Origin of the sequence: Streptococcus infantis (genome assembly GCF_047460875.1) — a bacterium.
GTDB classification, from domain to species: Bacteria; Bacillota; Bacilli; order Lactobacillales; family Streptococcaceae; genus Streptococcus; species Streptococcus infantis_AA.
Genome location: NZ_JASHFI010000009.1, coordinates 35189 through 59907 on the forward strand (window position 1 = coordinate 35189; position 24719 = coordinate 59907).

General features: G+C 38.6%; 22 protein-coding genes and 1 pseudogene. 14 read left to right on the plus strand and 9 right to left on the minus strand.

Annotated features, from left to right (window positions below; genetic code table 11):
- Positions 1-148: 148 nt before the first annotated feature.
- The 4 genes from QM887_RS06815 to QM887_RS06830 form a co-directional block, all read right to left on the minus strand.
- Complete coding sequence (locus QM887_RS06815) at positions 149-574, minus strand: hypothetical protein (protein ID WP_000181025.1); 426 nt, start codon at positions 572-574, stop codon at positions 149-151.
- Positions 575-615: 41 nt separating this feature from the next.
- Positions 616-2112 (minus strand): gliding motility protein, encoded by a 1497-nt coding sequence (locus QM887_RS06820; protein ID WP_414271089.1) that lies wholly within the window; start codon positions 2110-2112, stop codon positions 616-618.
- Between the two features lie 378 nt (positions 2113-2490).
- Positions 2491-6150, minus strand: coding sequence for a hypothetical protein (locus QM887_RS06825; protein WP_414271090.1), 3660 nt, complete (start codon positions 6148-6150; stop codon positions 2491-2493).
- 212 nt (positions 6151-6362) lie between these two features.
- Complete coding sequence (locus QM887_RS06830) at positions 6363-7529, minus strand: CynX/NimT family MFS transporter (RefSeq protein ID WP_414271091.1); 1167 nt, start codon at positions 7527-7529, stop codon at positions 6363-6365.
- A gap of 218 nt (positions 7530-7747) precedes the next feature.
- On the opposite strand from QM887_RS06830, the gene QM887_RS06835 reads away from it, so the two are divergent.
- From QM887_RS06835 to QM887_RS06850, 4 genes are all read left to right on the plus strand, one after another.
- Complete coding sequence (locus tag QM887_RS06835; protein ID WP_414271092.1) at positions 7748-8578, plus strand: glycosyltransferase; 831 nt, start codon at positions 7748-7750, stop codon at positions 8576-8578.
- 70 nt (positions 8579-8648) lie between these two features.
- Positions 8649-10499 carry a polysaccharide biosynthesis protein gene (locus QM887_RS06840; RefSeq protein ID WP_414271093.1) on the plus strand — a complete coding sequence of 617 codons (1851 nt, stop codon included), beginning with the start codon at positions 8649-8651 and terminating at the stop codon, positions 10497-10499.
- 165 nt (positions 10500-10664) lie between these two features.
- The gene (locus tag QM887_RS06845) at positions 10665-11105 is read left to right on the plus strand and encodes a DUF805 domain-containing protein (RefSeq protein ID WP_414271094.1); all 441 of its coding nucleotides are present in this window, start codon (positions 10665-10667) and stop codon (positions 11103-11105) included.
- A 174-nt stretch (positions 11106-11279) separates the two neighbouring features.
- Positions 11280-11693 (plus strand): DUF805 domain-containing protein, encoded by a 414-nt coding sequence (locus QM887_RS06850; protein ID WP_414271095.1) that lies wholly within the window; start codon positions 11280-11282, stop codon positions 11691-11693.
- 92 nt (positions 11694-11785) lie between these two features.
- Here QM887_RS06850 and QM887_RS06855 read toward each other — a convergent pair whose 3' ends face one another.
- Genes QM887_RS06855 through sdaAB form a run of 3 tightly spaced genes read right to left on the minus strand, consistent with a single transcriptional unit; the run spans position 11786 to position 14003 of the window.
- Positions 11786-12427, minus strand: a complete 642-nt coding sequence (locus tag QM887_RS06855; protein WP_414271096.1) for an HAD hydrolase-like protein — start codon at positions 12425-12427, stop codon at positions 11786-11788.
- A 23-nt stretch (positions 12428-12450) separates the two neighbouring features.
- Entirely contained in the window at positions 12451-13323 is an 873-nt protein-coding gene (gene sdaAA / locus QM887_RS06860; protein WP_414271097.1) for an L-serine ammonia-lyase, iron-sulfur-dependent, subunit alpha, read from the minus strand.
- A gap of 8 nt (positions 13324-13331) precedes the next feature.
- Positions 13332-14003: an L-serine ammonia-lyase, iron-sulfur-dependent subunit beta gene (sdaAB, locus tag QM887_RS06865; RefSeq protein ID WP_414271098.1), complete on the minus strand. Its 672-nt coding sequence runs from the start codon at positions 14001-14003 to the stop codon at positions 13332-13334.
- 241 nt (positions 14004-14244) lie between these two features.
- Here sdaAB and QM887_RS06870 point away from each other — a divergent pair, with 241 nt between their 5' ends.
- The gene (locus tag QM887_RS06870) at positions 14245-14871 is read left to right on the plus strand and encodes a LysM peptidoglycan-binding domain-containing protein (protein WP_414271099.1); all 627 of its coding nucleotides are present in this window, start codon (positions 14245-14247) and stop codon (positions 14869-14871) included.
- A 51-nt stretch (positions 14872-14922) separates the two neighbouring features.
- Here QM887_RS06870 and QM887_RS06875 read toward each other — a convergent pair.
- A pseudogene (locus tag QM887_RS06875) lies at positions 14923-15786 on the minus strand (helix-turn-helix domain-containing protein).
- Between the two features lie 221 nt (positions 15787-16007).
- Between QM887_RS06875 and QM887_RS06880 the strand changes: the two are divergent.
- The 3 genes from QM887_RS06880 to QM887_RS06890 all read left to right on the plus strand — a co-directional run bounded on the left by QM887_RS06880 (position 16008) and on the right by QM887_RS06890 (position 17468).
- Positions 16008-16202: a hypothetical protein gene (locus tag QM887_RS06880; RefSeq protein WP_414265900.1), complete on the plus strand. Its 195-nt coding sequence runs from the start codon at positions 16008-16010 to the stop codon at positions 16200-16202.
- 4 nt (positions 16203-16206) lie between these two features.
- A complete protein-coding gene (locus tag QM887_RS06885) occupies positions 16207-17109 on the plus strand; it encodes a hypothetical protein (RefSeq protein ID WP_414271100.1) in 903 nt (300 codons plus the stop codon).
- A gap of 95 nt (positions 17110-17204) precedes the next feature.
- The gene (locus QM887_RS06890) at positions 17205-17468 is read left to right on the plus strand and encodes a hypothetical protein (protein WP_414271101.1); all 264 of its coding nucleotides are present in this window, start codon (positions 17205-17207) and stop codon (positions 17466-17468) included.
- A 205-nt stretch (positions 17469-17673) separates the two neighbouring features.
- Here QM887_RS06890 and QM887_RS06895 read toward each other — a convergent pair whose 3' ends face one another.
- Positions 17674-18492: a hypothetical protein gene (locus tag QM887_RS06895; protein WP_414271102.1), complete on the minus strand. Its 819-nt coding sequence runs from the start codon at positions 18490-18492 to the stop codon at positions 17674-17676.
- A 306-nt stretch (positions 18493-18798) separates the two neighbouring features.
- On the opposite strand from QM887_RS06895, the gene mnmA reads away from it, so the two are divergent.
- The 6 genes from mnmA to QM887_RS06925 all read left to right on the plus strand — a co-directional run bounded on the left by mnmA (position 18799) and on the right by QM887_RS06925 (position 24682).
- Positions 18799-19920 (plus strand): tRNA 2-thiouridine(34) synthase MnmA, encoded by a 1122-nt coding sequence (gene mnmA / locus QM887_RS06900; protein ID WP_414271103.1) that lies wholly within the window; start codon positions 18799-18801, stop codon positions 19918-19920.
- A gap of 140 nt (positions 19921-20060) precedes the next feature.
- Complete coding sequence (locus QM887_RS06905; RefSeq protein WP_414271104.1) at positions 20061-20516, plus strand: NUDIX hydrolase; 456 nt, start codon at positions 20061-20063, stop codon at positions 20514-20516.
- Between the two features lie 11 nt (positions 20517-20527).
- Entirely contained in the window at positions 20528-20956 is a 429-nt protein-coding gene (locus QM887_RS06910; RefSeq protein ID WP_414271105.1) for an NUDIX hydrolase, read from the plus strand.
- Complete coding sequence (mnmG, locus tag QM887_RS06915) at positions 20946-22862, plus strand: tRNA uridine-5-carboxymethylaminomethyl(34) synthesis enzyme MnmG (RefSeq protein ID WP_016466468.1); 1917 nt, start codon at positions 20946-20948, stop codon at positions 22860-22862. The genes QM887_RS06910 and mnmG overlap by 11 nt, the downstream gene beginning before the upstream one ends.
- 87 nt (positions 22863-22949) lie before the next feature.
- Complete coding sequence (locus QM887_RS06920) at positions 22950-23084, plus strand: hypothetical protein (RefSeq protein ID WP_275043526.1); 135 nt, start codon at positions 22950-22952, stop codon at positions 23082-23084.
- A 44-nt stretch (positions 23085-23128) separates the two neighbouring features.
- Positions 23129-24682: a damage-inducible protein CinA gene (locus QM887_RS06925; RefSeq protein ID WP_414271106.1), complete on the plus strand. Its 1554-nt coding sequence runs from the start codon at positions 23129-23131 to the stop codon at positions 24680-24682.
- Positions 24683-24719: the final 37 nt, after the last annotated feature.

Consider the following 24719-nt stretch of genomic DNA (forward strand, 5'->3'; position numbering starts at 1 on the left):
AAAATTTTATATATAATTATTCTACACATACATCATACATCTATTTGTAAGCCCTGTCAAGCAATATGTGTAAAATTTTTATATATAAAAAATCTCCTAGTAAAAATTAGAAGATTAGAGGCTGTTTTGCATTACTTTGAGGCAATGCTTATCTGCAATCCTCATCATAAATGGGCGGAAGATAAAAATACTTGTCTTCAATCTTGATTTTGGCACAGAGGATGCCGTTTTGATAGACATATCCGTTAAATGGAGGATAGCTATCCAAGTTTTCTAGGATATTCTCAGGCAAAGATCTGAAATTGTAATCCCTCAGAGCCCCAGAACCAATCAATCTTTCAGTCCGATAGGCCTTGATTTCTTTTTCATATTTTTTGAGAAATTCTTCTCGTTTCCTTTCAAAGAGAGCCAAATCTCCGTCATCTAACTCGTAATATCGTTCGTAACCAGCAATCCAAGAAATATAAACACACAGTAAAGATTTTTCTATCTCAGGAGAGTAGCCAATTGTAAAGTAATTTTCTTTGTCGACCTGCCGATTTTCTACTGTGATAGTCTGTATAAAGTTAGTCATGATAATCTCCGTTTCAAGAATGAACTAGAAAGGCTTCTCATTTAAAAATCTTTTAGCTCATCAAAGATTTCTATAAATTTTTCTTTATCCATCCCTAAATCTTCAGGTAGTAAATCTAAGATCTCGACCAGGGCATCATAGATATCCTCTCTCTCGATTGTTTCAATAAAACAGTTACGCTTGTCCATTTTATTGAAACCTTGAGTATATTCTCTTATGAGGGCTTCGATGTGTTTTATAGTATCCTCGTTGGGGTTTTCTAGAAGCTTTATAAGGTTTGCTCTAGTCTTTCTATATAGAGAGGCTGCTTTTTTTGCGTTTGCGGTTGAAATATTTTCTTGTCCATCCCATGAGCGAAACGGATTGTCTAGGTTTTGGGCTAGCCATTCAGCTTTTCTCGGTTTAGTTATCCAAAGATTCAGTCCCTTGTCCTGCTGTTTTTTATAATATTTTTTGGCTACTTTAGCGGCCTCTTCTGGTAAGCTGCTCATCCAAAACATGCTTAATCGAGGTAAATCTTCTGGTTTTGGGATATCCTCTGCAGTAAAGCCAAACAAATCAACAGTTGAAAAATTGACTAACTCTTTTAATTCTGACAATTTGTGGAAATTAAGAATATGACCAGGTTTCCCCCACAATCTTAATTCCCTAAGCTTTGGATAGTTTTTTAAGATTTGTGCAAAGTCTATTTCAAGGATGTTAGAACAATGGATGGCTCCTAAATCTTTTAATCCCAGCACCTTAGGTAGAGAACGATCAAGTTGTAATCGTAAGCTGGCTCCATGGTCCTTTACAAGTATCTGACAATTGTCGCTCATGTCTCCTAATAAGACTAGCTCCTCCAAATCATCATTCAATCTAAGTTCCTCTACACCTGTCAAATCAATGGAAAGCCGATGTATGGATGTCTTAGAAAAATTCAGTTTTGTTTGTCCATGATTTTTAAGAACTAGTTCTGTAATAAAAGGAGTTGACTGCAAATACTCATATAAATTTTTGTGCCATTTCGTTAATGCCAACTTAGATAAACAAGGAAAGACCTTTAATTCTAATGCGTCTTCAAAAGGCGTCCACTCGTCATTGATATTGTGTTTAGAGATACGACACTCATTTCCTGCAAATGAAACTTTTTCCTTGCTTTTATCTGCTTTCTTAAATAAATCTCTTTTTTCTTTTGGTATTTCTTGCCATTTCAGTTGCCTATAAATATCGTAACCATTTCCCCAAAACATAGCATATGTGTTTGTGCTTTCGGTTGTTAATGGTGTTGTATTACCAATAAAAATATAATTTGACGGTACATGAATATCAACATTACTCAGATGCAAGCTTCTATCCCAGTACATAAAATCGATGTACAGTGGCTTCAAAGAAGATAGTTCTTCTTCTCTAAGAGGTTGTTCTCCTGACCAGTCTAATGACAGTAGGACAGCCTGCGACTTTTTCTCCCCTTCTTCTATCTTGGTTATCTGACAAGCTATGTATTTTTTTAGATGGAAATTGTAAACACAATATACGTCCCCTGCTTTTGCTAGCATACAAATTTCTCCTTACATGATTCAATGGTCTTTGGATAATCGAGATTTTTTATCCAATCAAAATTTCTTAATGGTGTTAAAATAATCATAAATGCAGACGTTTATAATTTCTACTTTAGCATCGCTTCAACTATCAATTCCCAAAGTAATAACCTTTTATGTACCCAAACAGTGCTACTCCTAATAAATTGTAACCGGAGTCTTCCTAGCTTTATTATACCATTTTTGCGCGTAGGAAGAGCAGTATGCTTGGTAAATCTATACTTTTTAAAATATTGTGAAGATACAAAAAACCAGACACAGTCTGGCTTTCATATCATTTGGCTTTTAGGTAAATTCTCTTAGATTTTATGAGTGTTATTTAGAATAGGAGTGTATCTATCTAAATTTTATCGTAGATTTCTCATACTTAATTTTCTTATCCAAAAGTTTCAATAAAGGCGTTACATATTCAGGATTTTGAAACTTAGGACCAAAAATGACCTTCTCAATTTGAATTGGGTTTTCCCGTTCTACATAAAGTTTACCAATTCCAGATTCTTTATCAATTTTTATTTTATCATTACTTGGGTCTAGATTAGCATAGCGTAAAATACGAAGTTCGTTTTCATATTTGTAATCTACAGATTTAAACAAGTAGCGAATTTCTTCGATACAGTTGGAGATGGCATCTTGATAATTCTTTTCCTTGATTTTTGAACCGATATCTAGTTTTTCTTTTAAACTATTCAACAATTTTTCTAATTCTTTTATTTCCGACTTCTCAAATAGTTCAGTTCGTTCTAGTTTCAAATTTTCCTCTGTATGCTTAACATAGGCAATTCGGTAGAGATAATCACTATTCCCTTTTGGTAGATTCTCTTTTTTTTCAGATTTCGACCTTTTTTCTTCATCTTTAATAGCTACAGTTGGTTTAATATTATTTAATTCATTTGGTGAGCCTTTTAAATCGTACGATAGAGTAGATTCTATCTTATTCATTGTCTCTACTAAGGAGATGCCCTCTTTACGCCAAGAAACATCATTGAAGGAAGTAAATCTAGAAAAATCATCTTCACGAAGTACCAGACAAACGCCTTTGGCATCATCACCATACTGGGACCACATGGTCAAATCATCCGTTTTGTTTGTAAAACTCATTAAAAACCAAGAGCTTGGTTCCAAGATGTCTCGCCTATCTAAGCCCAATATCTGTTCTATGACGATTCCTTCTTCAGGATCATTCATATAATTAGCATTATACAATCGAGTTTTTCCAGATACCGAAAAAGTACTTTTCTTCTTTTCATTCTCCTCTTTCTTCTTTTCATTCTCCTCTTTCTTCTTTTCATTCTCCTCTTTCTTCTTTTCATTCTCCTCTTTCTTCTTTTCATTCTCCTCTTGATCTAACATAATTTGGAGAGTGCTTCCCTTGGTGTAATGGCCGAATTCAAGAACTTTATTTTTATCTTCGTTTTTAAGTCCCAATTGATACTTAATTTTTTGAACAAGTTGATAAATTGATAGCAAGTTCCTTAGTTCACTCGAGTCTTCTTTATAACGCTGTGCCCATGTTTGTAAAATAGCATATTTAGTGTTCTTTAAAAGTCCTTCTTTTAAGACAAAATCGAATAGCCTGTACTCCTTATTGTCACAAACATTATCATTATTAAAAAAAAGAACATCAAAATTTTGTAACATGAATTTGGAAAATTGTTCATAGAGTTTTTTAATTATTTCTGTGGTTTGAAGACGTTCACTTAACTCCGTTTGATGATTAAGGAAACTTGCTAAAAACGTGCCATATATAAAAGCAATTTTTTCAGAATCCTGGAATTGTTGTTGCAAGGCTTGAAATTTCTCAACAGTGGTCTCAATCTCATTCAATTCAGTCTGCTTAGTTGAAAAATTGAACAAAATCTTAGCATACTGTAAAGCTATATCAGGTGATTCAGGGAATTGTTGTTGCAAGACTTGTAATTCCTCAACAGTAGTCTCAATCTCATTTAATTCAGTCTGCTTGGTTGATAAATTGACCAAAATCCTAGCATACTGCAAAGCTATATCATGCGAATCCTGGAATTGTTGTTGCAATTTCTCTAATTTTTTGGCAGTAGTCTCTATTTCCTTCAACTTAGTCTGCTTGGTTGATAAATTAACCAAAATCATGGCATACTGCAAAGCTATATCAGGCGCTTTCTGGAATTTTTTCTGCAATTTCTCTAATTTTTCAGCAGTAGCCTTCCGCTCCTTCAACTTAGTCTGCTTGATTGATAAATTGACCAAAATCCTGGCAAATGCTTCTGCTATATCATGCGAATCCTGGAATTTTTTCTGCAATTTCTCTAATTTTTCAGCAGTAGCCTTCCGCTCCTTCAACTTAGTCTGCTTGATTGATAAATTGACCAAAATCATAGCATACTGCAAAGCTATATCAGGCGATTTAGGGAATTTTTGCTGCAGTTTCTCTAATTTTTTAGCAGTAATCTCTATTTCCTTCAGCACAGTCTGCTCTGCTGATAAATTAACCAAAATCATAGCATACTGCAAAGCTATATCAGGCGAATCCTGGAATTTTTTCTGCAATTTCTCTAATTTTTTAGCAGTAATCTCTATTTCCTTCAGCACAGTCTGCTCTGCTGATAAATTAACCAAAATCATAGCATACTGCAAAGCTATATCATGCGAATCCTGGAATTTTTTCTGCAATTTCTCTAATTTTTTAGCAGTAATCTCTATTTCCTTTAGCGCAGTCTGTTCGATTGATAAATTGAACAAAATCCTGGCCAATGCTTCGGTTATATCATGCGATTCAGGAAATTTTTTCTGCAATTTCTCTAATTTTTCAGCAGTAGTTATCTGTTCCTTCAACTCAGTCTGCTTGGTTGATAAATTAACCAAAATCCTGGCATACGGCAAAGCTATATCAGGCGATTCAGGGAATTTTTTCTGCAATTTCTCTAATTTTTCAGCAGTAGCTTCTATTTCCTTCAGCACAGTCTGCTTGATTGATAAATTGAACAAAATCCTGGCCAATGCTTCTGCTATATCATGCGATTCAGGTATTTTTTGCTGTAAATTCTCTAATTTTTCAGTAGTAGTCACTAGTTCCTTCAGCTTAGTCTGCTTGGTTGATAAATTAACCAAAATCCAAGCATACTCCAAAGTTATATCATGTGATTCCTGGAATTTTTGCTGTAATTTCTCTAATTTTTCGGCAGTGGTCTCTAGTTCCTTCAACTCAGTTTGCTCGGTTGACAAATTGAATAAAGCCTTAGCATAACGTAAAGCTATATCAGGCGAATCCTGGAATTGTTGCTGTAAATTCTCTAATTTTTCAGCAGTGGTCTCTAGTTCCTTCAACTCAGTTTGCTTGGTTGACAAATTGAACAAAATCATGGCATACGGCAAAGATATATCAGGCGAATCCTGGAATTGTTGCTGTAAATTCTCTAATTTTTCAGCAGTGGTCTCTAGTTCCTTCAACTCAGTTTGCTTGGTTGACAAATTGAACAAAATCATGGCATACTGCAAAGCTATATCAGGTGAATCCTGGAATTGTTGCTGTAAATTCTCTAATTTTTCGACAGTAGCCTTCCGCTCTTTCAACTCAGTTTGCTTGGTTGACAAATTAACCAAAATCATGGCATACGGCAAAGCTATATCAGGTGAATCCTGGAATTGTTGCTGTAAATTCTCTAATTTTTCAGCAGTAGCCTTCCGCTCCTTCAACTCAGTTTGTTCGGTTGACAAATTGAACAAAATCCTAGCAAATGCTTCTGCTATATCAGGTGAATCCTGGAATTGTTGCTGTAAATTCTCTAATTTTTCAGCAGATGTCTCTATTTCCTTCAACTCAGTCTGTATGGTTGATAAATTGACTAAAATCCTAGCATATCGTAACGCTATCTCTTCAGATTCTGGGAATTGCTCATAAATTATTCTTGCCTTTTCTGCTAGAGCTTCACAGGCAGTCTTATCTGTCTGGTCTGCTGATAAGTCAAGGAGCTTATCTAACTCTGCTAGACTTTGTTCCAAATTGTATTTCTGTCCATCCATACTATGCCCTCACTTTGAAATAGTAATTATTGCTAGTTAAAACTAATCTGCCTTTTCGTTTCATAATTAGTTTCTACATATTTTATTATATCAAAAACCACATCTTCCTCCTAGTATATGTATGATGATTTTTAGATATATACTCATACAAAAAACCAGACTCAGTCTGGCTTGAAAAGTGTATTTATTTGTGGCAAATCCCAAAAACTTTTTTAGAGGATTTTCTCAGTTTTATCCACCATAAAGAGGGAGATGGTCATGATGACATCAATGATGAGGAGAGCCATTACCGCTGGAATCCAAGATTGGAAAAGGTCAAAGCTATAACCAAACAAGGTAGGACCAAATGCCGCCAAGATGTAACCACCTGTCTGGGCAAGCCCAGATAATTGGGCTGTCTTTTCAGGAGAGCTAGTTTTGATGGAGAAACAAACCATGAGGTAAGGGAAAAGAGCGCTACAGGCAGTTCCAATCAAGAGATGGGTAACTAGCCAATAGACGAAACTTGTGCTTGGGTAGAGAAGCATAGAGATTCCTAGCATCCCAGCTAGGGAGAGGACAGCCAGCATGATGTGACGATTGCGGTCTGACAAACGAGTTGTGAGACTTGGGATAGTCATCGAGAAGGGGATACTGATCAGTGAAAAGATAGAAGCCAGAAGCCCAGCATCTGTATGAGATAGTCCTGCACCGATGGCCATGGTTGGTAACCAAGTCATGCTAGTATAAAAGAGGAGGGATTGAAGTCCACCAAAAACGATGATGGCCCAGACATTTTTATTTTTTAAGATATTCTCTTTCTCTTGTTTTTTCTCATGTCCTTCTAGAAAATGATTGTGACCATGGTTGGGTAACCAAATGAAAAAGGTTAGCAAGCAGAGCAGGCTTAGACAAAGAATTAAGCCTTTCCAAGAACTTGCTTGAGTAATGGGTACAGAGAGATAGGAAGCAAGAGCTGTCGAAATTCCCATAGCAGTTACATAAAGTGTCGTTAGAAAACTGATTTTTTGTGGATAGTTTGCCTGGATCATACTAGGCAGAAGCACGTTGAAAATAGCGATACTTGCTCCGATGAGTAGGGTTCCCAGATAAAGCAATGGGAGATTGAAGATACGAATCACTGAGCCGATTGTCAAGACAAGGAGACTATAGGTAAAAAGATGCTCAAGTCCAATTTTTTGAGCCAAGCGACTCGCAAAATAGGAGAAGAGGGCGAACATCAAGAGAGGAAGGCTGGTCAAAACCCCAAGTGAGCTGACTTCAATTCCTAAACCTTGAGCAATGTCTCCTAAAATGGTAGGTAGAGCTGTAAATGGAGAACGTAAGACAGTTCCGATTAGGGCAATTCCTAGGACAAAAAAGAGTGAACGTTTTTTCATGTGAACCTCTCTAAGATGATTTTGATAACAGCTTATTTTAAGTTTTTTTACCAGAGATGTCAAGCTAGAGTAGGGAGATTCGGTTTTTACTTGAGCTAAATAAAAGTAAAGAAGGATGAGTTGTTTACTAGTTTTTTTCTTGGATTCAAATAAAAATAGGAAAGTCGGAAAATTTGTGATAAAATAGTGGAAGAAAATCTATACATTGGAGAAAAACTGTGTCTGAAAATCGGAAATTTAGTGTCTTGATGTCAGTCTATATCAAAGAAAATCCTACCTTTCTAGAAGAAGCGGTAGAGAGTATCTTACATCAAACGCTTAAGCCTAGTGAAGTGGTAATCGTTGAAGATGGTCCACTGACACCTGAACTGTATCAAGTTTTGGAAAAATTGGAAGCACAGTCAAGTATTCCAATCAAACGCTGTCCACTCGAACAAAATCGTGGCTTAGGGTTAGCGCTTCAGTACGGCGTCTTACAGTGCCAATATGACGTCATCGCTCGTATGGATACAGATGATATTGCTGTCGAAGATCGTTTCGAACAACAGTTTGACTTGATGGAAAAGGAAAACTTGGACTTGCTGGGAGGTCATATCGCAGAATTTATTGACCAACCTGATGAAATAGTGTCCTATCGTCGCGTTCCTATCAAGCACGAAGAGATAATCGCCTATCAACGTATGAGAAGTGCCTTTAATCACATGACTGTTATGTTCAAAAGAGAGATGGTTCTAAAGGCAGGCAACTATGAAGATGGCCTTTATATGGAAGATGACCTGCTTTGGCTCAATATGATTAGCGCTGGCGCTCGGACTGGAAATGTGGATCAGATTCTTTGTAAGGTGCGCGTGGGAGCGGGGATGTTTGAACGCCGTGGTGGTCTTCGCTATCTCAAACTCTATCGCCAAGCACGCCAAAGAATGCACGCGCGTGGACAGATTTCTTATGGCGAATATCTGAAAAGTGTTTTAATCCAAGTTGTCGTTGCCCTATGTCCAGGATTTGTACGACAGTTTATATTTTTAAAACTATTGAGAAAAAGCAACTAGTTAATCAGTTGTTAAAAAACATCTTGTAATTACTAGAAAATGTGATTTTGTGTAGGAGGATACCATTCACATGAACAAAAAAATGACAGATTATGTAATTGATCTGGTTGAAGTACTAAATAAACAACAAAAACAAGTATTTTGGGGTATTTTTGATGCTGCCAGCATGATTTCCTCTATCATTGTTTCTTATATTTTATTTTATGGATTGATCAATCCAGCACCTGTGGACTATGTCATCTATACTAGCTTGACCTTCTTGTTCTATCAGATTATGATTGGATTTTGGGGGCTCAATGCCAGCATCAGTCGCTATAGCAAAATAACAGACTTTATGAAAATATTCATCGGAGTAAGTATCAGCAGTGTCTTGTCTTATGTTATTTGCTACGCCTTCTTGCCACTTTTCTCTGTGCGTTTCATTGTTCTCTTTATCTTGCTCAGCACCTTCTTGATCTTACTTCCTCGTATCACTTGGCAGTTGATCTATTCTAGACGTAAAAAGGGTGATGGAGAAGGGGAACACCGTCGTACCTTCTTGATTGGTGCCGGGGACGGTGGAGCTCTCTTTATGAACAGCTACCAACATCCTACGAGTGATCTTGAGTTAGTCGGTATTTTAGACAATGATGAAAAGAAAAAAGGTCAGAAGCTCGGTGGTATCCCAGTTTTAGGTTCCTATGATCAGTTGCCAGAATTGGCCAAACGTCATCAGATTGAGAAAGTCATTGTTGCGATCCCTTCCCTTGATCCATCAGAATATGAGCGTATCTTGAAAATGTGTAACCAACTTGGCTTGAAGTGTTATAAGATGCCCAAGATTGAGTCGGTTGTCCAAGGTATCCATCCGCAAGTAGGTGGCTTCCAAAAGATTGATATTACGGACCTTTTGGGGCGTAAAGAAATTAAACTTGATGAGTCACGCCTAGGATCAGAAATTACTGGTAAAACCATCCTAGTGACAGGAGCAGGAGGTTCTATCGGTTCTGAAATTTGTCGTCAGGTTAGTCGCTTCAATCCAGAGCGCGTGGTTCTTTTGGGACACGGGGAAAATTCGATTTATCTGATTTATCATGAATTGATTCGTAGCTTCCAAGGAATTGACTATGTTCCTGTGATTGCAGATATTCAAGACTACGATCGCTTGCTTCAAGTGTTTGAGAAGTATGAACCAGCTATTGTTTACCACGCTGCTGCCCATAAGCATGTGCCGATGATGGAACGTAATCCCAAAGAAGCCTTTAAAAATAACATCCTCGGAACTTATAACGTTGCCAAGGCAGTTGATGTAGCTAAGGTGCCGAAGATGGTCATGATTTCGACAGATAAGGCAGTTAATCCACCAAACGTTATGGGAGCTACCAAACGTGTGGCAGAGTTGATTGTTACAGGATTCAACCAACGTAGTCAGTCTACCTATTGTGCCGTTCGTTTCGGGAATGTTCTTGGTAGCCGTGGTAGTGTGATTCCTGTCTTTGAGCGTCAGATTGCAGAGGGTGGTCCAGTGACCGTGACAGACTTCCGTATGACTCGTTACTTTATGACTATTCCAGAAGCTAGTCGTTTGGTTATCCATGCAGGAGCTTATGCCAAAGATGGAGAAGTCTTCATCCTTGATATGGGGCAACCTGTTAAGATTTATGATTTGGCCAAGAAAATGGTTCTTCTCAGTGGACGTACTGAAAATGAAATTCCGATTGTAGAAGTGGGGATCCGTCCAGGTGAAAAACTCTATGAGGAGTTGCTAGTATCAACCGAATTAGTGGATAATCAAGTCATGGATAAAATTTTTGTAGGTAAGGTTAATGTCATGCCACTTGAAGTCATCAATCAAAAGATTGAAGAATTCCGTGCCTTGCGAGGTTCTGAGTTGAAGCAAGCCATTATCGGTTTTGCCAATGAAACAACTCACGCTGATTAAAAACAAAACTAAGGTATTATCCCTAGAACTCTTTTTGATAGGAGGGAAGGGATAGTATCTTTTTTTTTCTAGATTTGGAGAGACTTTCAGAGTTTTTTGAACAAACTTGTTATTATTGAACAGATATGATAAACTATAGTAAATAAAAAAATTAGGGAGTAACTTATGATTAACGCATATAAAAGTTTCTTTAAAGGTTATGTAGATTTTACAGGCCGTTCAACACGTTCAGAGTATTGGTGGGTTTGGTTAACAAACATAATCCTCCTTGTCCCTTTTTACTCAGCATATTTTAATGTTATATTTAGCGAAGGAAGCGAGGGTGCTTTTCTTGCCTTTGGTGGCCTTGCTATTATTTACATGATTTTTGGTCTGGCACTTTTCTTGCCTTGGCTTGCGTTGACAGTTCGTCGTCTCCGTGACGCTGGTTTCCATTGGGCACTCATTTTCGTTGGCTTTATCCCAATGGTTGGAGGAATTGCTTTACTAGTCTTGTTAGCTATGCCAAGCAAGGAAGTAGAGGTAGTAACCCTTAATAAAGCTGAAAAAGTTGAAGTTGAAGAAGTTGTGGAAGTTTCACCTTTCGAAGAACCAGACAACAAATAGGATAGCCAAACTTCACCATCTATTTAGTTGACTAGCATTCTTCCTACTAGTAGGTAAATCACTAACACTCCCATATCCATTTGTGGATTGAGGAGTGTTTTATTTGTAAATATTGGTGATTTCTAGCAGTATTTGAGAGACTAACATATACAACCAATCAATTAGGAGTAGCGTATGATTCAGGCATATAAAAATTTCTTTAAAGGCTATGCAGATTTTACAGGCCGTTCAACACGTTCAGACTTTTGGTGGGTTTGGCTGATGAATAGTATTTTGTTCCTACCCCTTTATATATTCTGGTTTCAAATGGCCTTGAAGGATGCCGGAGGAACAGATCCTATTTTAGGAGTAGCAATCATAAGTGTTTATATGATTTTAGCTATAGTGTTATTTACACCAAGCCTTGCTGTAAAAGTTCGCCGTTTGCGTGATGCAGGTCTTCACTGGGCCTTCATCTTCCTTCACTTCGTTCCAATGGGTGGTATCGCTCTTTTGGTCTTGCTAGCTATGCCCACTAAGGAAGTAGAAACAGTCACTATCGATAGATCTAAAGAAGTTGAAGCCGAAGAAGTTTCCCCTTTTGAATAATGTAACCAATGTGAGGAAAGGTATTTTTCCGAGTCAAGTACAGATAAAAAGACTCCCAAGTCTAGGAGATACTAGATTTGGGGGTCTTTTGCTTAATCTTTCTTCTGTAAATGATTTAAAATATCTTCTGTTTGGTGAGCAATCCAGTCAGGATGATAGTCCATGAGGTCTTTCTCCTCACCGAATCCCCAGGTTACTGCTAGTTTTTTAATACCAGTTTCTTGGGCACCAATCATATCAAACTTGGTATCTCCGATAATAACGACCGTTTCAGGAGCTAGATGATGGGTTTCCAGAGCCTGACGAATGACATCTGCCTTGTGCAGGGCTTGAGGACTTGAACCATAGATGCCGTCAAAGAAGTGGTCAATCTCAAAATTACTAGTCATATCAACTGCTGTTGGTGTATTTTTGGTTGTTGTGATATAGAGAGGATATTGTTCAGCTAGTTCTACGAGTAAATCTTTGATATGAGGATAAAGCTGGGCTTCGTAAACACCCTTTTCCTTATAGTAGGAGCGATAAAGCTGGATAGCTTGATCAATCTGCTCAGTCGGTAAGCAAGTGGCAAAGCTGGTTTCTAGCGGAGGCCCCATAAAACCACGAATAGTCTTGGCATCAGGGCTTGTCACTCCCAGTTGCTCAAAGGTATAGGTGAAACCATTGTGGATACCGATAGAACTATCAACTAGCGTTCCATCTAAATCGAAAAAAATAGCAGAAATTGATGACATATACTCTCCTAATGATTTTGAAATTATTCGCCGAAGATTTCTTTTTGAAGGCGACGACCTGTAGGTGTGGCAGCGAGCCCCCCTTCAGCAGTTTCACGGAAGGCAGTTGGTAAGCTAGATCCTACTTGATACATGGCGTCAATGACCTCATCAACTGGGATTTTTGATTCGATACCAGCCAGAGCCATATCGGCTGCGATGAAGGCAAAGCTTGCTCCCATAGCGTTACGCTTGACACAAGGAACTTCAACCAAGCCTGCAACAGGGTCACAAATGAGACCGAGCATATTTTTAATGACAAAAGCCAAGGCCTGGCTAGCTTGATAGGGACTTCCTCCAGCAGCTAAGGTCAGGGCAGCGGCACTCATGGCAGAAGCAGAGCCAACCTCTGCTTGGCAGCCTCCTTCAGCTCCTGAGATAGAAGCGTTGTTAGCAATGACGAGCCCGAAAGCGCCAGCAGCAAAGAGAAAGTCTAGTTGTTGCTCATGAGTTAAATCCAACTTTTCAATAGCAGCAGTGAGAACGGCTGGAAGGCAGCCAGCACTACCAGCTGTCGGAGTGGCACAGACCAAACCCATCTTGGCATTGTGTTCATTAACGGCGATAGCATTACGAGCAGCAGACAAGACAGTTAAGTCTGATAAGGTCTTTCCTTTTTTGATGTAGTGGTCAAGCTTGGCAGCGTCACCACCTGTCAAACCGCTACGAGATTTCTTTTCACTAAGACCAAGCTCAACTGAAGCTTTCATGACTTCAAGGTTGCGCTCCATGAGAAGGAGAACTTCTTCGCGCTCACGACCAGTCAATTCAAACTCAGTCCTAATCATGAGCTCAGCAACATTTCCTTGAAAATCTAAGTCGGCTTGTTGGACTAATTCTTTGATAGAATAAAACATAGTTCCTCCTATTGAAAGAAATTGACATTGTGCAGATGAGGAATTTTACGAATTTCTTCGATAGATTCGTCACAGTTGCGACTATCAACTTCGATAATCATAATGGCTTTCTCACCAGCCTTTTCTCGGGTCACATTCATCTGAGCGATGTTGATATCAAAGCGAGAGAGGGCCTCTGTTACGTGAGCAATCATACCAGGAACATCCTGATGGACAATGATGATAGTAGGAGTATTCATATTAAGGGATACCGCAAAACCATTGAGCTCTGTCACTTGGATATTACCACCACCAATTGAAATTCCTGTTACACTGATAGTCTTACGATCATTCTTCACAGTGATTTTCGTAGTGTTTGGATGAGGTGCGTTGCTATCTTTTTGGATAGTCCAGACGATTTTGATGCCACGCTTGTGGGCGATTTCTAAACTGTTAGGGATTTCTGGATTATCTGTATCCATTCCTAAGATTCCAGCTACAAGGGCAAGGTCTGTCCCGTGTCCACGATAGGTTTTTGCAAAAGAGTTAAAAAGCTGGAATTCAACCTCAGTTGGAGTATCATCAAAGATAGATGAGACGATTTTCCCGATTCGAACAGCTCCTGCTGTATGACTACTAGATGGCCCAATCATGACTGGTCCAATGATATCAAAGACAGATTGAAAACGAAGTGATTGCATCTGTTTCCCCTTCAAAAGATTCTTACCTCTATTATATCAAAGATTAGATGCAAGCGCTCAATTCCATGATAAAATATCTAAAATCCTCGCAAAGCCTATAAAATCAAGCCTTTTGTAACAAAAAAAGGCTATTTAAGTGAAATAAAACATAGTCTTGTAACATTTCTACATAAAAACGTCAAGAAACAGTAATAATAGTAGGGTATGATGGAAATATAAGAAAGAAGGAGAAACTTTTTAAATGAAATCAACTATTAAAACAAAATTTGCAGGATTGGCAGTCGTACTTGGATTCCTTGCACCATCACTAACTTTTGCGCAAGAGACAACAACTTACACAGTTAAAGCTGGTGACACTCTTTCAGAAATTGCAGAAACACACAACACAACTGTTGAAAAATTGGCTGAATTGAATAATATTGAAAATATTGACCTTATCTTTGTAGACCAAGTCTTGATTATTGATGGTCCAGCTGCTGCAGTAGCTGCAACGACTTCAACAACCTATGAGGCTCCAGCTACAACAGAGGCAACGACAGAAGTTGCAACTTACGAAGCAGAAGCAACTGAAACAACAACTTATGAAGCTCCAGCAGCACCAGTTGTGGAAGAAAGCCACACTGCTCCAGCAGCAACAGTAAGCGGATCTGAAGCAGAAGCCAAAGAATGGATCGCTCAAAAAGAATCAGGCGGTAGCTACACAGCTACAAACGGACGCTACATCGGACGTTACCAATTGACAGATTCATACTTGAACGGTGACTACTCAGCAGAAAACCAAGAACGTGTAGCAGATGCCTACGTTGCAGGACGTTACGGTTCATGGTCTGCAGCTAAGAACTTCTGGCTTAACAACGGTTGGTATTAAGAACTAATTAGCAGAATAAGATGCAAAAGTCGAGGGATTTCCTCGACTTTTTTATATTTTCTTTGCTTGATAATAGGTCTCTACTTCTTTTTGGAGATGAGATAGTATGGAGGTTTCATTGGTTAGCTCCAGAAGGGAAAAACCTTTCTGGATAAGAAGCTCATTATTGGTGCAAATACCTATTCGAACATAGGCGATCGCTAAATTATCGTATCTTTTCTTTTTCTTAGCATCCTCTAGTAAAGTGTAGCAGATCTGTTGACACATATTTTTATCTTGATTGTATAGATAGAGTGTGGAAAGGTTGAGTAGAATTGTCATTCGTAAGCCATATAAATGTTGATAGTTTTTATAGATTTCAAGGCGTTACAAGATTTTTCCAGTGATGAGGTGGAGGTGTTCAATGGGAAAACTGAAAAGGATGGTATTGAGGATTTTTAAGTCACTCTCATACCAAATATCTTGTTTTTCAATTTTCCTCCAAAGTTTCTTGACAACCTGTTCTGCGTGGTCTGATAGTTCCCCTGTCCCGTGTTGACGGATATAAATGACAACTTCAAGCATGTCGCTGATCTCCTCTATAGGAAGGTCGTGGTGGGTTTTGAGATAGTCTTGGCATTTTTGAAATAGTTTTTCGAGTTCACTAGTCCCTAGGATTGAGCCCATATTGAGATAAGTTTGCATGATTTTTGTTCGTTGATTCGGCTGATAGAGGTGACAGATATATTCAAACTCTTCAAAACTCATATTGATTTGCCGGAGAAGAAATTCCATATTCTCATATTTTGGAGTTGTTTTTCCACTTTCGATTTTTGATAGGCTGGTTCTTGAGAGAACACCTCCACAGACTTCATCTTGGGTTAATCCTTTTGACTCACGGATGTCTTTATATACTTTTCCGAAATCATAGCGCATGATTTTCTCCTTTTCGTGAAAAAAGTTAACAAAAAATTGAATTCTATTAAAAATATTGTATCATAGTAATATAAAAAGTAAAAAAGATACGAAAATATGAGTAGAAGAGATTTCTGAGTAATGTGTTTTGCTTGGGTGTCAATTGTCGATGCTATTACAACGAACTGGGATAATAATGATGTAAGTAAGAGAGTACCATAAACGCCTTGTGGTAACTAGATATGGGTATTAAAATGGAAAAAAATTTTGTTATTATTTTTTTTGTATGTCTATTTATATCATCCATAACTTTTTTAGCCTATGATTTTGTTAGCGAAGAAATAAAAAAGTTAATTATTTGGATTAATGTTCTTTTTTTGATTTTAATCATAGCAATGATGATTTATGCAAAATTAAAAAAGATGAGGATATTGTAAAATTATGATGCGTAAACTAATTGTTTTCTTACTAATGCTCCCTTTTTTTGTCTTGTGGATAGAGTTGCATGTCTTAGTGAATAACTTGCCATTGAATCTAGAAGTTCCCCTTGATTTTGTGATCAGTATGAGTCTTACTTTCTGTAGTTTGATTTTCTCAAAAATAGTTTTAGACCTACTATATGCATTGAAAGATTTATACAAGAAAGAGGGTCTTATTACGATTTTTCCTTTTATAGTTCTAAGAAGGAAAAAAGTAAATATAAGATTCTCGCCCTATTTTTCATTTCATCGAAAAAGTTTGTCTACTGATGATTTAAAATCTAGGATTATATGGAGTTTCTTTCTTGAAATTGCTATTATCCTAGTATTTATTTTTAAAATTCCTTTTGCTATCATTGCGCTTACTACAATCTTTTTTTGGACTATAATGGATATCAACCATCTCGTTTTTAATAAGACGGAATTTCTTTTTAATCAAAACAAATGGCAAAAAGAAGATTCGTTTGAAAGTGATTTGACGAAAACGTTAAAGGATAAAATACAAAAATCAGAGCTAACTTATTCTGATTTAATGTGTATTCTGCTGTATGATGCGATTAACCAATCCCCCTTTTTAACGGATAGTGAACTCTTTGAAGATGTTTTGAAAAAAATCGAAGATTCTCATAATACCCTTCTGTGTACAGGTCTTGTCGAGTTACTGATGTATGAAATGTCTATTAGTAACAATAACAACTGGCAAGAAAAGGTTGATAAAATTAGGATACAGCTCATCAGAATCAATCAATTAGATTTTTTCTATTATACAAGTTGGTTAAGGCAAAATTTTGATTTCTGTATGAATAGAGAATACGATCAAATGAAATCTCGGAAATTATTACTGAGTAATAAAAAGATAGTTTAAGTTCGACCTGTTCGTACAACAAATGAAATAATTTCAACTAATTTGGTTTGAAAATTTGGAAATAGTACTAGTGAGAAGGACAGGATGATAGTATTATGATAGTTATTTTAATTTCAGTGGTTGTAGCATTTCTATATTATGTAATTACAGAATATTTTAAGAATAGTTATATTGACTGTATACTATTTCTAACATTGCTGCTTTCTCATTTGATATGGGATTACTATTTTTTGCCCATTGAAATTTTAATGGCATTAAGTGGAGTAAATTTGCTAGCAAGATTTTTCAAAAAAAGAGAAGTCAATAGATTTGCTAGTGGATTATTAAGACGAAAGGTAAAATTGGGATATTTAAAATGAAACATTTTTTTGCAGGAATTGGTGAGATTCATTTTTTGTTATTTTTATTATATCTAAGCATGTCTATTAGTCCAATTATTGGACTAGTGATTGGACATACTAAAATAAATCTAATAAATTCTATTATTATGGCTCTTTTTATGTACTATTATTTTTATTTGATGTAAACATTAGTGGTAGCAGATTTATTAAGGCTCTGACAAGTTTATGGATTTTCTACACCTGAATTAGTAGGTTGATGACTATTTGTATTGCTATCTTCAGCATGATTACTATTGGTATTAGCCTCTGCTTGATCTCCTGTATTGACAACATTATTTCCACTACTACCAGATGAATATTGCTCAGCTGCAGGTGTTTGGGAGTTACTAATGCTTCCATATGATTCAGAGTAGGTTGGAGTGTAGTTGCTATCTTCTGAATTGTAGGATTCTACTCTCTGAACGCTACTAGTCGTTTCAGTCTGGTTAGACTTTTGTTCCTCTTTTTTAGTCAAGACTTCAACTTGTTTTTGGAATTTAGAGATTAGTTCTTGAATTGGTTTTATCTTTTCTTCAAGAGTAGCTTGGTCGCTGGCAGAATTAATGTTTTTAATGATGTCTATTATTTTTTGTAAGGAAGTGATGGTCGTTTCAAGTGTTTGTTTATCTTGAAACTGGCTATCAGAATCTTTTATATCTAGTTTTAAAGCTTTTTCACTATAATGATTTGTGACTTTATCGGCAGTAGAAGTAAGAAAGTCTGCTAGTGTCTTTTTGCCTTCATCAGTAGTTGGTTTCAATTCTTGGATCTTTTTCCAATCTTCTATAATGGTTTCAGAATCAATATTGAAGTCTTTAATGGCATTTTTTACTTGTTCGACATCTTGTTGATTTTTTTGATGGTTGACGAGAGCAACGTTCCCTCTCTCTGCTTGGATTTTTTCTTGATGGAGGACTAAGCCTGTCAAAAGTCCAAAACCCACAACAATGGTAATAGTAAAAATGGTATTTTTTGATTTTAGGATCTCTTTGTAGTTTTTCACAATAGTTATACGCACATGGATGATGATATATGTATGGAATCATGTGCGCGTTCCTCCTTATTACAGTATATCATTTTTAGCTGATTTTAAAAAATAAGTTTATAAAGAGAATAGAGGTTTAGGTATGAATTGCCTTCTTTTGTGTTCATATCTTCATGTATTTACATAAGAGAGCGATAGATTGTCAGCATCTTCCTTGTCTTCTCTATCTAAGCATGTTATAATGAAAACTGCTCAAACGACCTTCAATCGTGATAGCAAACACGACCTTCAATCGTGAATAAACGAATAGATGGGAGAACTACCATGAGTGATAACTCTAAAACACGTGTTGTCGTGGGGATGAGTGGTGGTGTTGATTCGTCGGTCACGGCTCTCTTGCTCAAGGAGCAGGGCTACGACGTGATCGGTATCTTCATGAAGAACTGGGACGACACAGATGAAAACGGCGTCTGTACGGCGACCGAAGATTATAAGGATGTGGCTGCGGTAGCAGACCAACTGGGCATTCCTTACTACTCTGTCAATTTTGAAAAAGAGTACTGGGACCGCGTTTTTGAGTATTTCCTAGCGGAATACCGTGCAGGACGCACGCCCAATCCAGACGTTATGTGTAACAAGGAAATCAAGTTTAAGGCCTTTTTGGACTATGCCATGACCTTGGGAGCAGACTATGTAGCGACTGGGCACTATGCCCGTGTGGCGCGTGATGAGGATGGCACTGTTCACATGCTTCGTGGCGTGGACAATGGCAAGGATCAGACCTATTTCCTCAGCCAACTTTCACAAGAACAACTCCAAAAGACTATGTTCCCTTTGGGACATTTGGAAAAATCTGAAGTTCGCAGACTAGCAGAAGAAGCAGGTCTTGCGACTGCTAAGAAGAAAGATTCGACAGGGATTTGCTTTATCGGAGAAAAGAACTTTAAAGAATTTCTCAGCAACTACCTACCAGCTCAACCTGGGCGTATGATGACTGTGGATGGTCGCGATATGGGTGAGCATGCTGGTCTGATGTACTATACAATCGGTCAGCGTGGTGGACTCGGGATCGGTGGACAACACGGCGGGGACAATGCCCCTTGGTTCGTTGTCGGAAAAGACCTAAGTCAGAACATTCTCTATGTAGGTCAAGGTTTCTACCATGATTCGCTTATGTCAACTAGCTTAGAAGCCAGTCAGGTCCACTTTACTCGTGATATGCCAGAGGAATTTACGCTAGAATGCACAGCTAAATTCCGCTACCGTCAGCCTGACTCTAAGGTGACAGTTCATGTCAAAGGAGACAAGGCAGAGGTCATCTTTGCGGAGCCACAGCGCGCCATTACACCAGGACAGGCAGTTGTCTTTTACGACGGTGAAGAGTGTCTAGGTGGCGGTTTGATTGACAATGCCTACCGTGATGGCAAGGTTTGTCAGTACATATAGATTGACAAATGTTCTCAATTTGCTACAATAATAAAAGCAATAGAAATGATGGTCAAAGCTCATGGATGTTGCAGGCTTTTTGTCCTGCACTTCTTTGGAGTTTTGACTGTTTTTGTGTCGTTTAGAGGAAAGGAAAAAAGATGATTCAACAAGACTTTCGGACAAGAGTAGAAAATACGGTTTTTGGAGTTCGGGCGACAGCCTTGATTCTCCAAAATCGCAAGCTCCTAGTTACCAAAGATAAGGGCAAGTATTACACTATTGGCGGTGCGATTCAAGTCAATGAAAGCACGGAAGACGCGGTAGTCCGTGAAGTCAGGGAAGAATTAGGTGTCAAAGCTGAGGCTAGACAACTAGCTTTCGTGGTTGAAAATCGTTTTGAACAGGACGGTGTTTCCTATCACAATATCGAGTTTCATTATCTGGTGGATTTGCTTGAAGATGCCCCATTGACCATGCAAGAAGATGAAAAATCGCAGCCCTGTGAGTGGATTGATTTGGACCAGCTCCAGAATATCCAACTAGTTCCAGCCTTTTTAAAAACAGCCCTACCCGATTGGGACGGCCAACTAAGACACATTCATCTTGAGGAATAGGAGAGAAGAGGATGGTTAAGCTTATTGCTCATGTGCTTGTTCATAGTGGTGGTGATTATTTGCTCATTCAGCGTTCGGAAATTAAAAGAGGACAACCCAATGTTTATCCGACTTACTGGGATATTCCTGGTGGCGGGGTTGAAAAGGGTGAACTTCCGCGAGATGAAGCTCTTAGAGAATGTATTGAAGAAGCGGGAGTTATGTTAGACGGCAGTTCGCTCAAACTTCTTCACGAAGATAGTCAACTGGATACCTCTAAGGATACTGTCTTTACTCGCTTAGTTTATAAAGCAGAGTGGGTTGGGGAGAAGCCAATTATCAGATTAGATCCTGAAGAGCATACACACTTTAAATGGGTTACCATGGATCAAGCTCTAGAGGAGGAGAAGTTAGTTCCTTATTTGCGAGAAATTTTTGAAAGGTTAAGAAATGACTTATAATTTTACGGAAGAATACGATATTATTGTAATCGGTGCTGGGCATGCCGGGGTGGAAGCTTCCCTAGCTGCTAGCCGTATGGGTTGCAAGGTCTTGCTTGCGACTATTAACATTGAAATGTTGGCTTTCATGCCATGTAATCCCTCTATCGGTGGCTCTGCCAAGGGGATTGTCGTGCGCGAAGTGGATGCCCTCGGTGGAGAAATGGCTAAGACCATTGACAAGACTTACATCCAGATGAAGATGCTTAACACTGGGAAAGGTCCAGCAGTTCGAGCTCTTCGTGCGCAGGCTGACAAGGAGCTTTACTCTAAGGAAATGCGCAAAACGGTTGAAAATCAAGAAAATCTCACCCTTCGTCAGACAATGATTGATGAGATTCTGGTAGAAGATGGCAAGGTAGTTGGTGTGCGTACTGCGACTCATCAAGAGTATGCTGCAAAGGCTGTTATTGTAACTACAGGAACGGCTCTCCGTGGGGAAATCATCATCGGAGACCTTAAGTACTCGTCAGGTCCTAACCACAGCCTGGCTTCTATTAACCTTGCTGATAATCTCAAGGAACTGGGACTTGAAATCGGTCGTTTCAAGACAGGAACGCCTCCACGTGTCAAGGCTTCTTCTATCAACTATGATGTGACAGAGATCCAGCCAGGAGATGAAACACCAAATCACTTCTCTTACACTTCACGTGATGAAGATTATGTCAAAGACCAAGTACCGTGCTGGTTGACCTATACCAATGGTACCAGCCATGAGATTATTCAGAATAACCTCCACCGCGCGCCTATGTTTACAGGCGTGGTCAAGGGAGTGGGACCTCGCTATTGTCCGTCGATTGAGGACAAGATTGTGCGTTTTGCGGACAAGGAACGCCACCAACTCTTCCTTGAGCCAGAAGGGCGCAATACAGAGGAAGTCTATGTTCAAGGTCTCTCAACCAGCCTTCCTGAGGATGTCCAGCGTGACTTGGTACATTCCATCAAAGGTTTGGAAAATGCAGAGATGATGCGAACTGGTTATGCTATCGAGTACGACATGGTCTTGCCTCATCAATTGCGTGCGACTCTGGAAACCAAGAAAATCTCAGGACTTTTCACAGCTGGTCAGACCAATGGAACATCAGGATATGAAGAGGCAGCAGGTCAAGGGATTATCGCTGGTATCAACGCCGCTCTGAAAATCCAAGGCAAGCCTGAGTTGATTCTGAAACGAAGCGACGGTTATATCGGAGTGATGATTGACGACTTGGTAACAAAGGGTACCATTGAACCCTACCGTCTCTTGACCAGTCGTGCTGAGTACCGTCTCATCCTCCGTCATGACAATGCCGATATGCGTTTGACCGAGATGGGACGCGAGATTGGACTTGTAGATGATGAACGTTGGGCTCGTTTTGAAATCAAGAAAAATCAATTTGAAAATGAAATGAAGCGTTTAGACAGCATCAAACTCAAGCCAGTCAAGGAAACAAATGCTAAGGTTGAAGCAATGGGATTCAAACCATTGACAGATGCAGTCACTGCCAAGGAATTCCTCCGTCGTCCAGAAGTCTCTTACCAAGATGTGGTTGCCTTCATCGGACCTGCCGCTGAGGAGTTAGATGACAAGATTATTGAATTGATTGAAACAGAAATCAAGTACGAAGGCTACATCTCAAAAGCCATGGATCAGGTTGCCAAGATGAAACGCATGGAAGAAAAACGCATTCCAGCTAACATCGACTGGGATGATATTGATTCTATCGCGACAGAAGCTCGCCAGAAGTTCAAGCTCATTAATCCAGAAACCATCGGCCAAGCCAGCCGTATTTCGGGAGTAAACCCAGCAGATATCTCCATTTTGATGGTGTATCTAGAAGGTAAAAATCGAAGCATCTCAAAAAATTTAGAAAAGAAAGCTGACTAAAAACAAAATGCTGAATTCTCTTTTAGGGAATTCAGTTTTTTTGATAGATTGCTTCTCTTTTTTCGAATAAAGAGAAAAGGAGAAGAGATGATAACAGTAGAAGAAAAAAATTTTTTAGACGCCTATAAAAAGGCGTCTTATCACCGTTTTTATGAGATTGAACGCTTCGCTAATCTCTGTAAAAAGCTGAACAAATGCCCTCAGCAGGCTGACAAGAACTAGACTTTTTGATATACTAGAACAAATCAAAAACTAGGAGAGAATGAATGAATGTATATGGCAGATTAGACGATGAACCAACTCCAACTTGGACTGGAAATCAAGAAAATTCAGGTGGGGAAGAGGAGCGAGAAGAGTTTGAAACACGACAATCTGCTCGCTTACCATTGTTTAAAATCTTAATTTGGAGCACTTTAGCGGTACTTGTATCTGTAGTTCTTCCTTTTGTGCTAGGATTGACCAGTCCAGAGCAGGCTCAGGATTTCTATATTGGATGGGCTATGCACCAAGGAGGAGAAATCTACACAGACTATTTTGGAACGAGTGGTCTCCTCTATTATTTCCTACAGTATCTAGCTAAAGGTAGCCTTTTATTTGCGGCCTTTAATTGGCTTGCTTTAGTGGGCGCTGGAATTTTTCTTTTCCGTTCAACCTATGACTTGACGAAAGAGGACGAGCAGTCTCGACAAGTATTGACGATTTTTTACCTTCTTGCGGGAGGTCTTAGCTTTGGTGGTGGCTATGCCACAATTCTTGCTCTTCCATTTTTATTCTACGCCCTAAACTTCGTCACAACCTATTTGGCAGAATCTAATCATGACAAAGGTTTCTTGCGTATCGGGATGAGTTTGGCGCTTGCCTTCTTCTTGGCGCCTCTAGTCACAGTTCTATATACTCTTGTCTTGTTTTTAGCCTTACTAGCCTTTAATATCGGACGCGGCTACTTGGCTCGTGGCTTTTATCAATTTCTTGCGATTTGTCTAGGATTTTCACTCTTCTTTTATCCAATCGGTTACTACACAGTTTATAAAGGGAGCTTCGGGAGTGCTATTAGTCAAATTCTCTATCCAATTGATAGTTTGAATTTTATGTCCAACCCAGGTCTGCTAGATAATCTCCTCTTTTATGGATTATTAGCAATCGGTCTCGGAGGATTGACCCTTGTGTTTGCAGGCTTTTTCCAGTCTAAACCAAGCAAGCAATACGTCCTATCTATATTTGCTGCGGTTGCTCTTGTACTATCATTAGGCTTGGAAATTTTCTCTACTGAACCGATCCATGGAAGTCGTCTAGCTGAGTTGCTTCCTTTCATGTCCATTTTGTTATTGACTCGAATTCGTGCCAATAATGCAGAGGGAGTGAGTCGTAGTAGAAGATATAGCGAAGCCCCTTCAGTATGGGCAATCTTCCTCAAAGGAAATGTTTACCTGCCTATCTTGGCCCTTGCTTATTTATTCTTGGCCCCTCTAGTAGTGCGCTATGTCCTTCACTCGGAACAATATCAAGAACGCGCTCGTATCGAAACTATTGTCAAGGGGCAAACGCAAGCAACAGAAAGCATTTATGTATGGGACAATTCGGCTAGTGCTTATCAGGCCAGCGAACGATTAGCAGCTAGTCAGTTACTAACACCGAAATTACATACAGCTTTATCTGAAAATCATACCAAACTGGTAAATGATTTACGTGATAACCAGCCTAAAGTGATTGTGGTCAATACAAAAACAGCCCTCTGGACGGAAGTAGAACAGCTTCTAGCAGAAAGATATCAACCAGTTCAAAGTGAATTCAAAGACTTTAAGCTTTATAAATTAAAATAAAATAATCAATATCTTGTGTATTTTTAAAAATTTTAGG

Coding starts and splice junctions, on each gene's coding strand:
- mnmA (WP_414271103.1), top strand. CDS start 18,799: ATGAGTGATAACTCTAAAACACGTGTTGTCGTGGGGATGAGTGGTGGT.
- sdaAB (WP_414271098.1), bottom strand. CDS start 14,003: ATGCAATCACTTCGTTTTCAATCTGTCTTTGATATCATTGGACCAGTC.
- mnmG (WP_016466468.1), top strand. CDS start 20,946: ATGACTTATAATTTTACGGAAGAATACGATATTATTGTAATCGGTGCT.
- QM887_RS06885 (WP_414271100.1), top strand. CDS start 16,207: ATGATGCGTAAACTAATTGTTTTCTTACTAATGCTCCCTTTTTTTGTC.
- sdaAA (WP_414271097.1), bottom strand. CDS start 13,323: ATGTTTTATTCTATCAAAGAATTAGTCCAACAAGCCGACTTAGATTTT.
- QM887_RS06870 (WP_414271099.1), top strand. CDS start 14,245: ATGAAATCAACTATTAAAACAAAATTTGCAGGATTGGCAGTCGTACTT.
- QM887_RS06910 (WP_414271105.1), top strand. CDS start 20,528: ATGGTTAAGCTTATTGCTCATGTGCTTGTTCATAGTGGTGGTGATTAT.
- QM887_RS06855 (WP_414271096.1), bottom strand. CDS start 12,427: ATGTCATCAATTTCTGCTATTTTTTTCGATTTAGATGGAACGCTAGTT.
- QM887_RS06830 (WP_414271091.1), bottom strand. CDS start 7,529: ATGAAAAAACGTTCACTCTTTTTTGTCCTAGGAATTGCCCTAATCGGA.
- QM887_RS06925 (WP_414271106.1), top strand. CDS start 23,129: ATGAATGTATATGGCAGATTAGACGATGAACCAACTCCAACTTGGACT.
- QM887_RS06920 (WP_275043526.1), top strand. CDS start 22,950: ATGATAACAGTAGAAGAAAAAAATTTTTTAGACGCCTATAAAAAGGCG.
- QM887_RS06890 (WP_414271101.1), top strand. CDS start 17,205: ATGATAGTTATTTTAATTTCAGTGGTTGTAGCATTTCTATATTATGTA.
- QM887_RS06905 (WP_414271104.1), top strand. CDS start 20,061: ATGATTCAACAAGACTTTCGGACAAGAGTAGAAAATACGGTTTTTGGA.
- QM887_RS06815 (WP_000181025.1), bottom strand. CDS start 574: ATGACTAACTTTATACAGACTATCACAGTAGAAAATCGGCAGGTCGAC.
- QM887_RS06825 (WP_414271090.1), bottom strand. CDS start 6,150: ATGGATGGACAGAAATACAATTTGGAACAAAGTCTAGCAGAGTTAGAT.
- QM887_RS06850 (WP_414271095.1), top strand. CDS start 11,280: ATGATTCAGGCATATAAAAATTTCTTTAAAGGCTATGCAGATTTTACA.
- QM887_RS06845 (WP_414271094.1), top strand. CDS start 10,665: ATGATTAACGCATATAAAAGTTTCTTTAAAGGTTATGTAGATTTTACA.
- QM887_RS06820 (WP_414271089.1), bottom strand. CDS start 2,112: ATGCTAGCAAAAGCAGGGGACGTATATTGTGTTTACAATTTCCATCTA.
- QM887_RS06840 (WP_414271093.1), top strand. CDS start 8,649: ATGAACAAAAAAATGACAGATTATGTAATTGATCTGGTTGAAGTACTA.
- QM887_RS06880 (WP_414265900.1), top strand. CDS start 16,008: ATGGGTATTAAAATGGAAAAAAATTTTGTTATTATTTTTTTTGTATGT.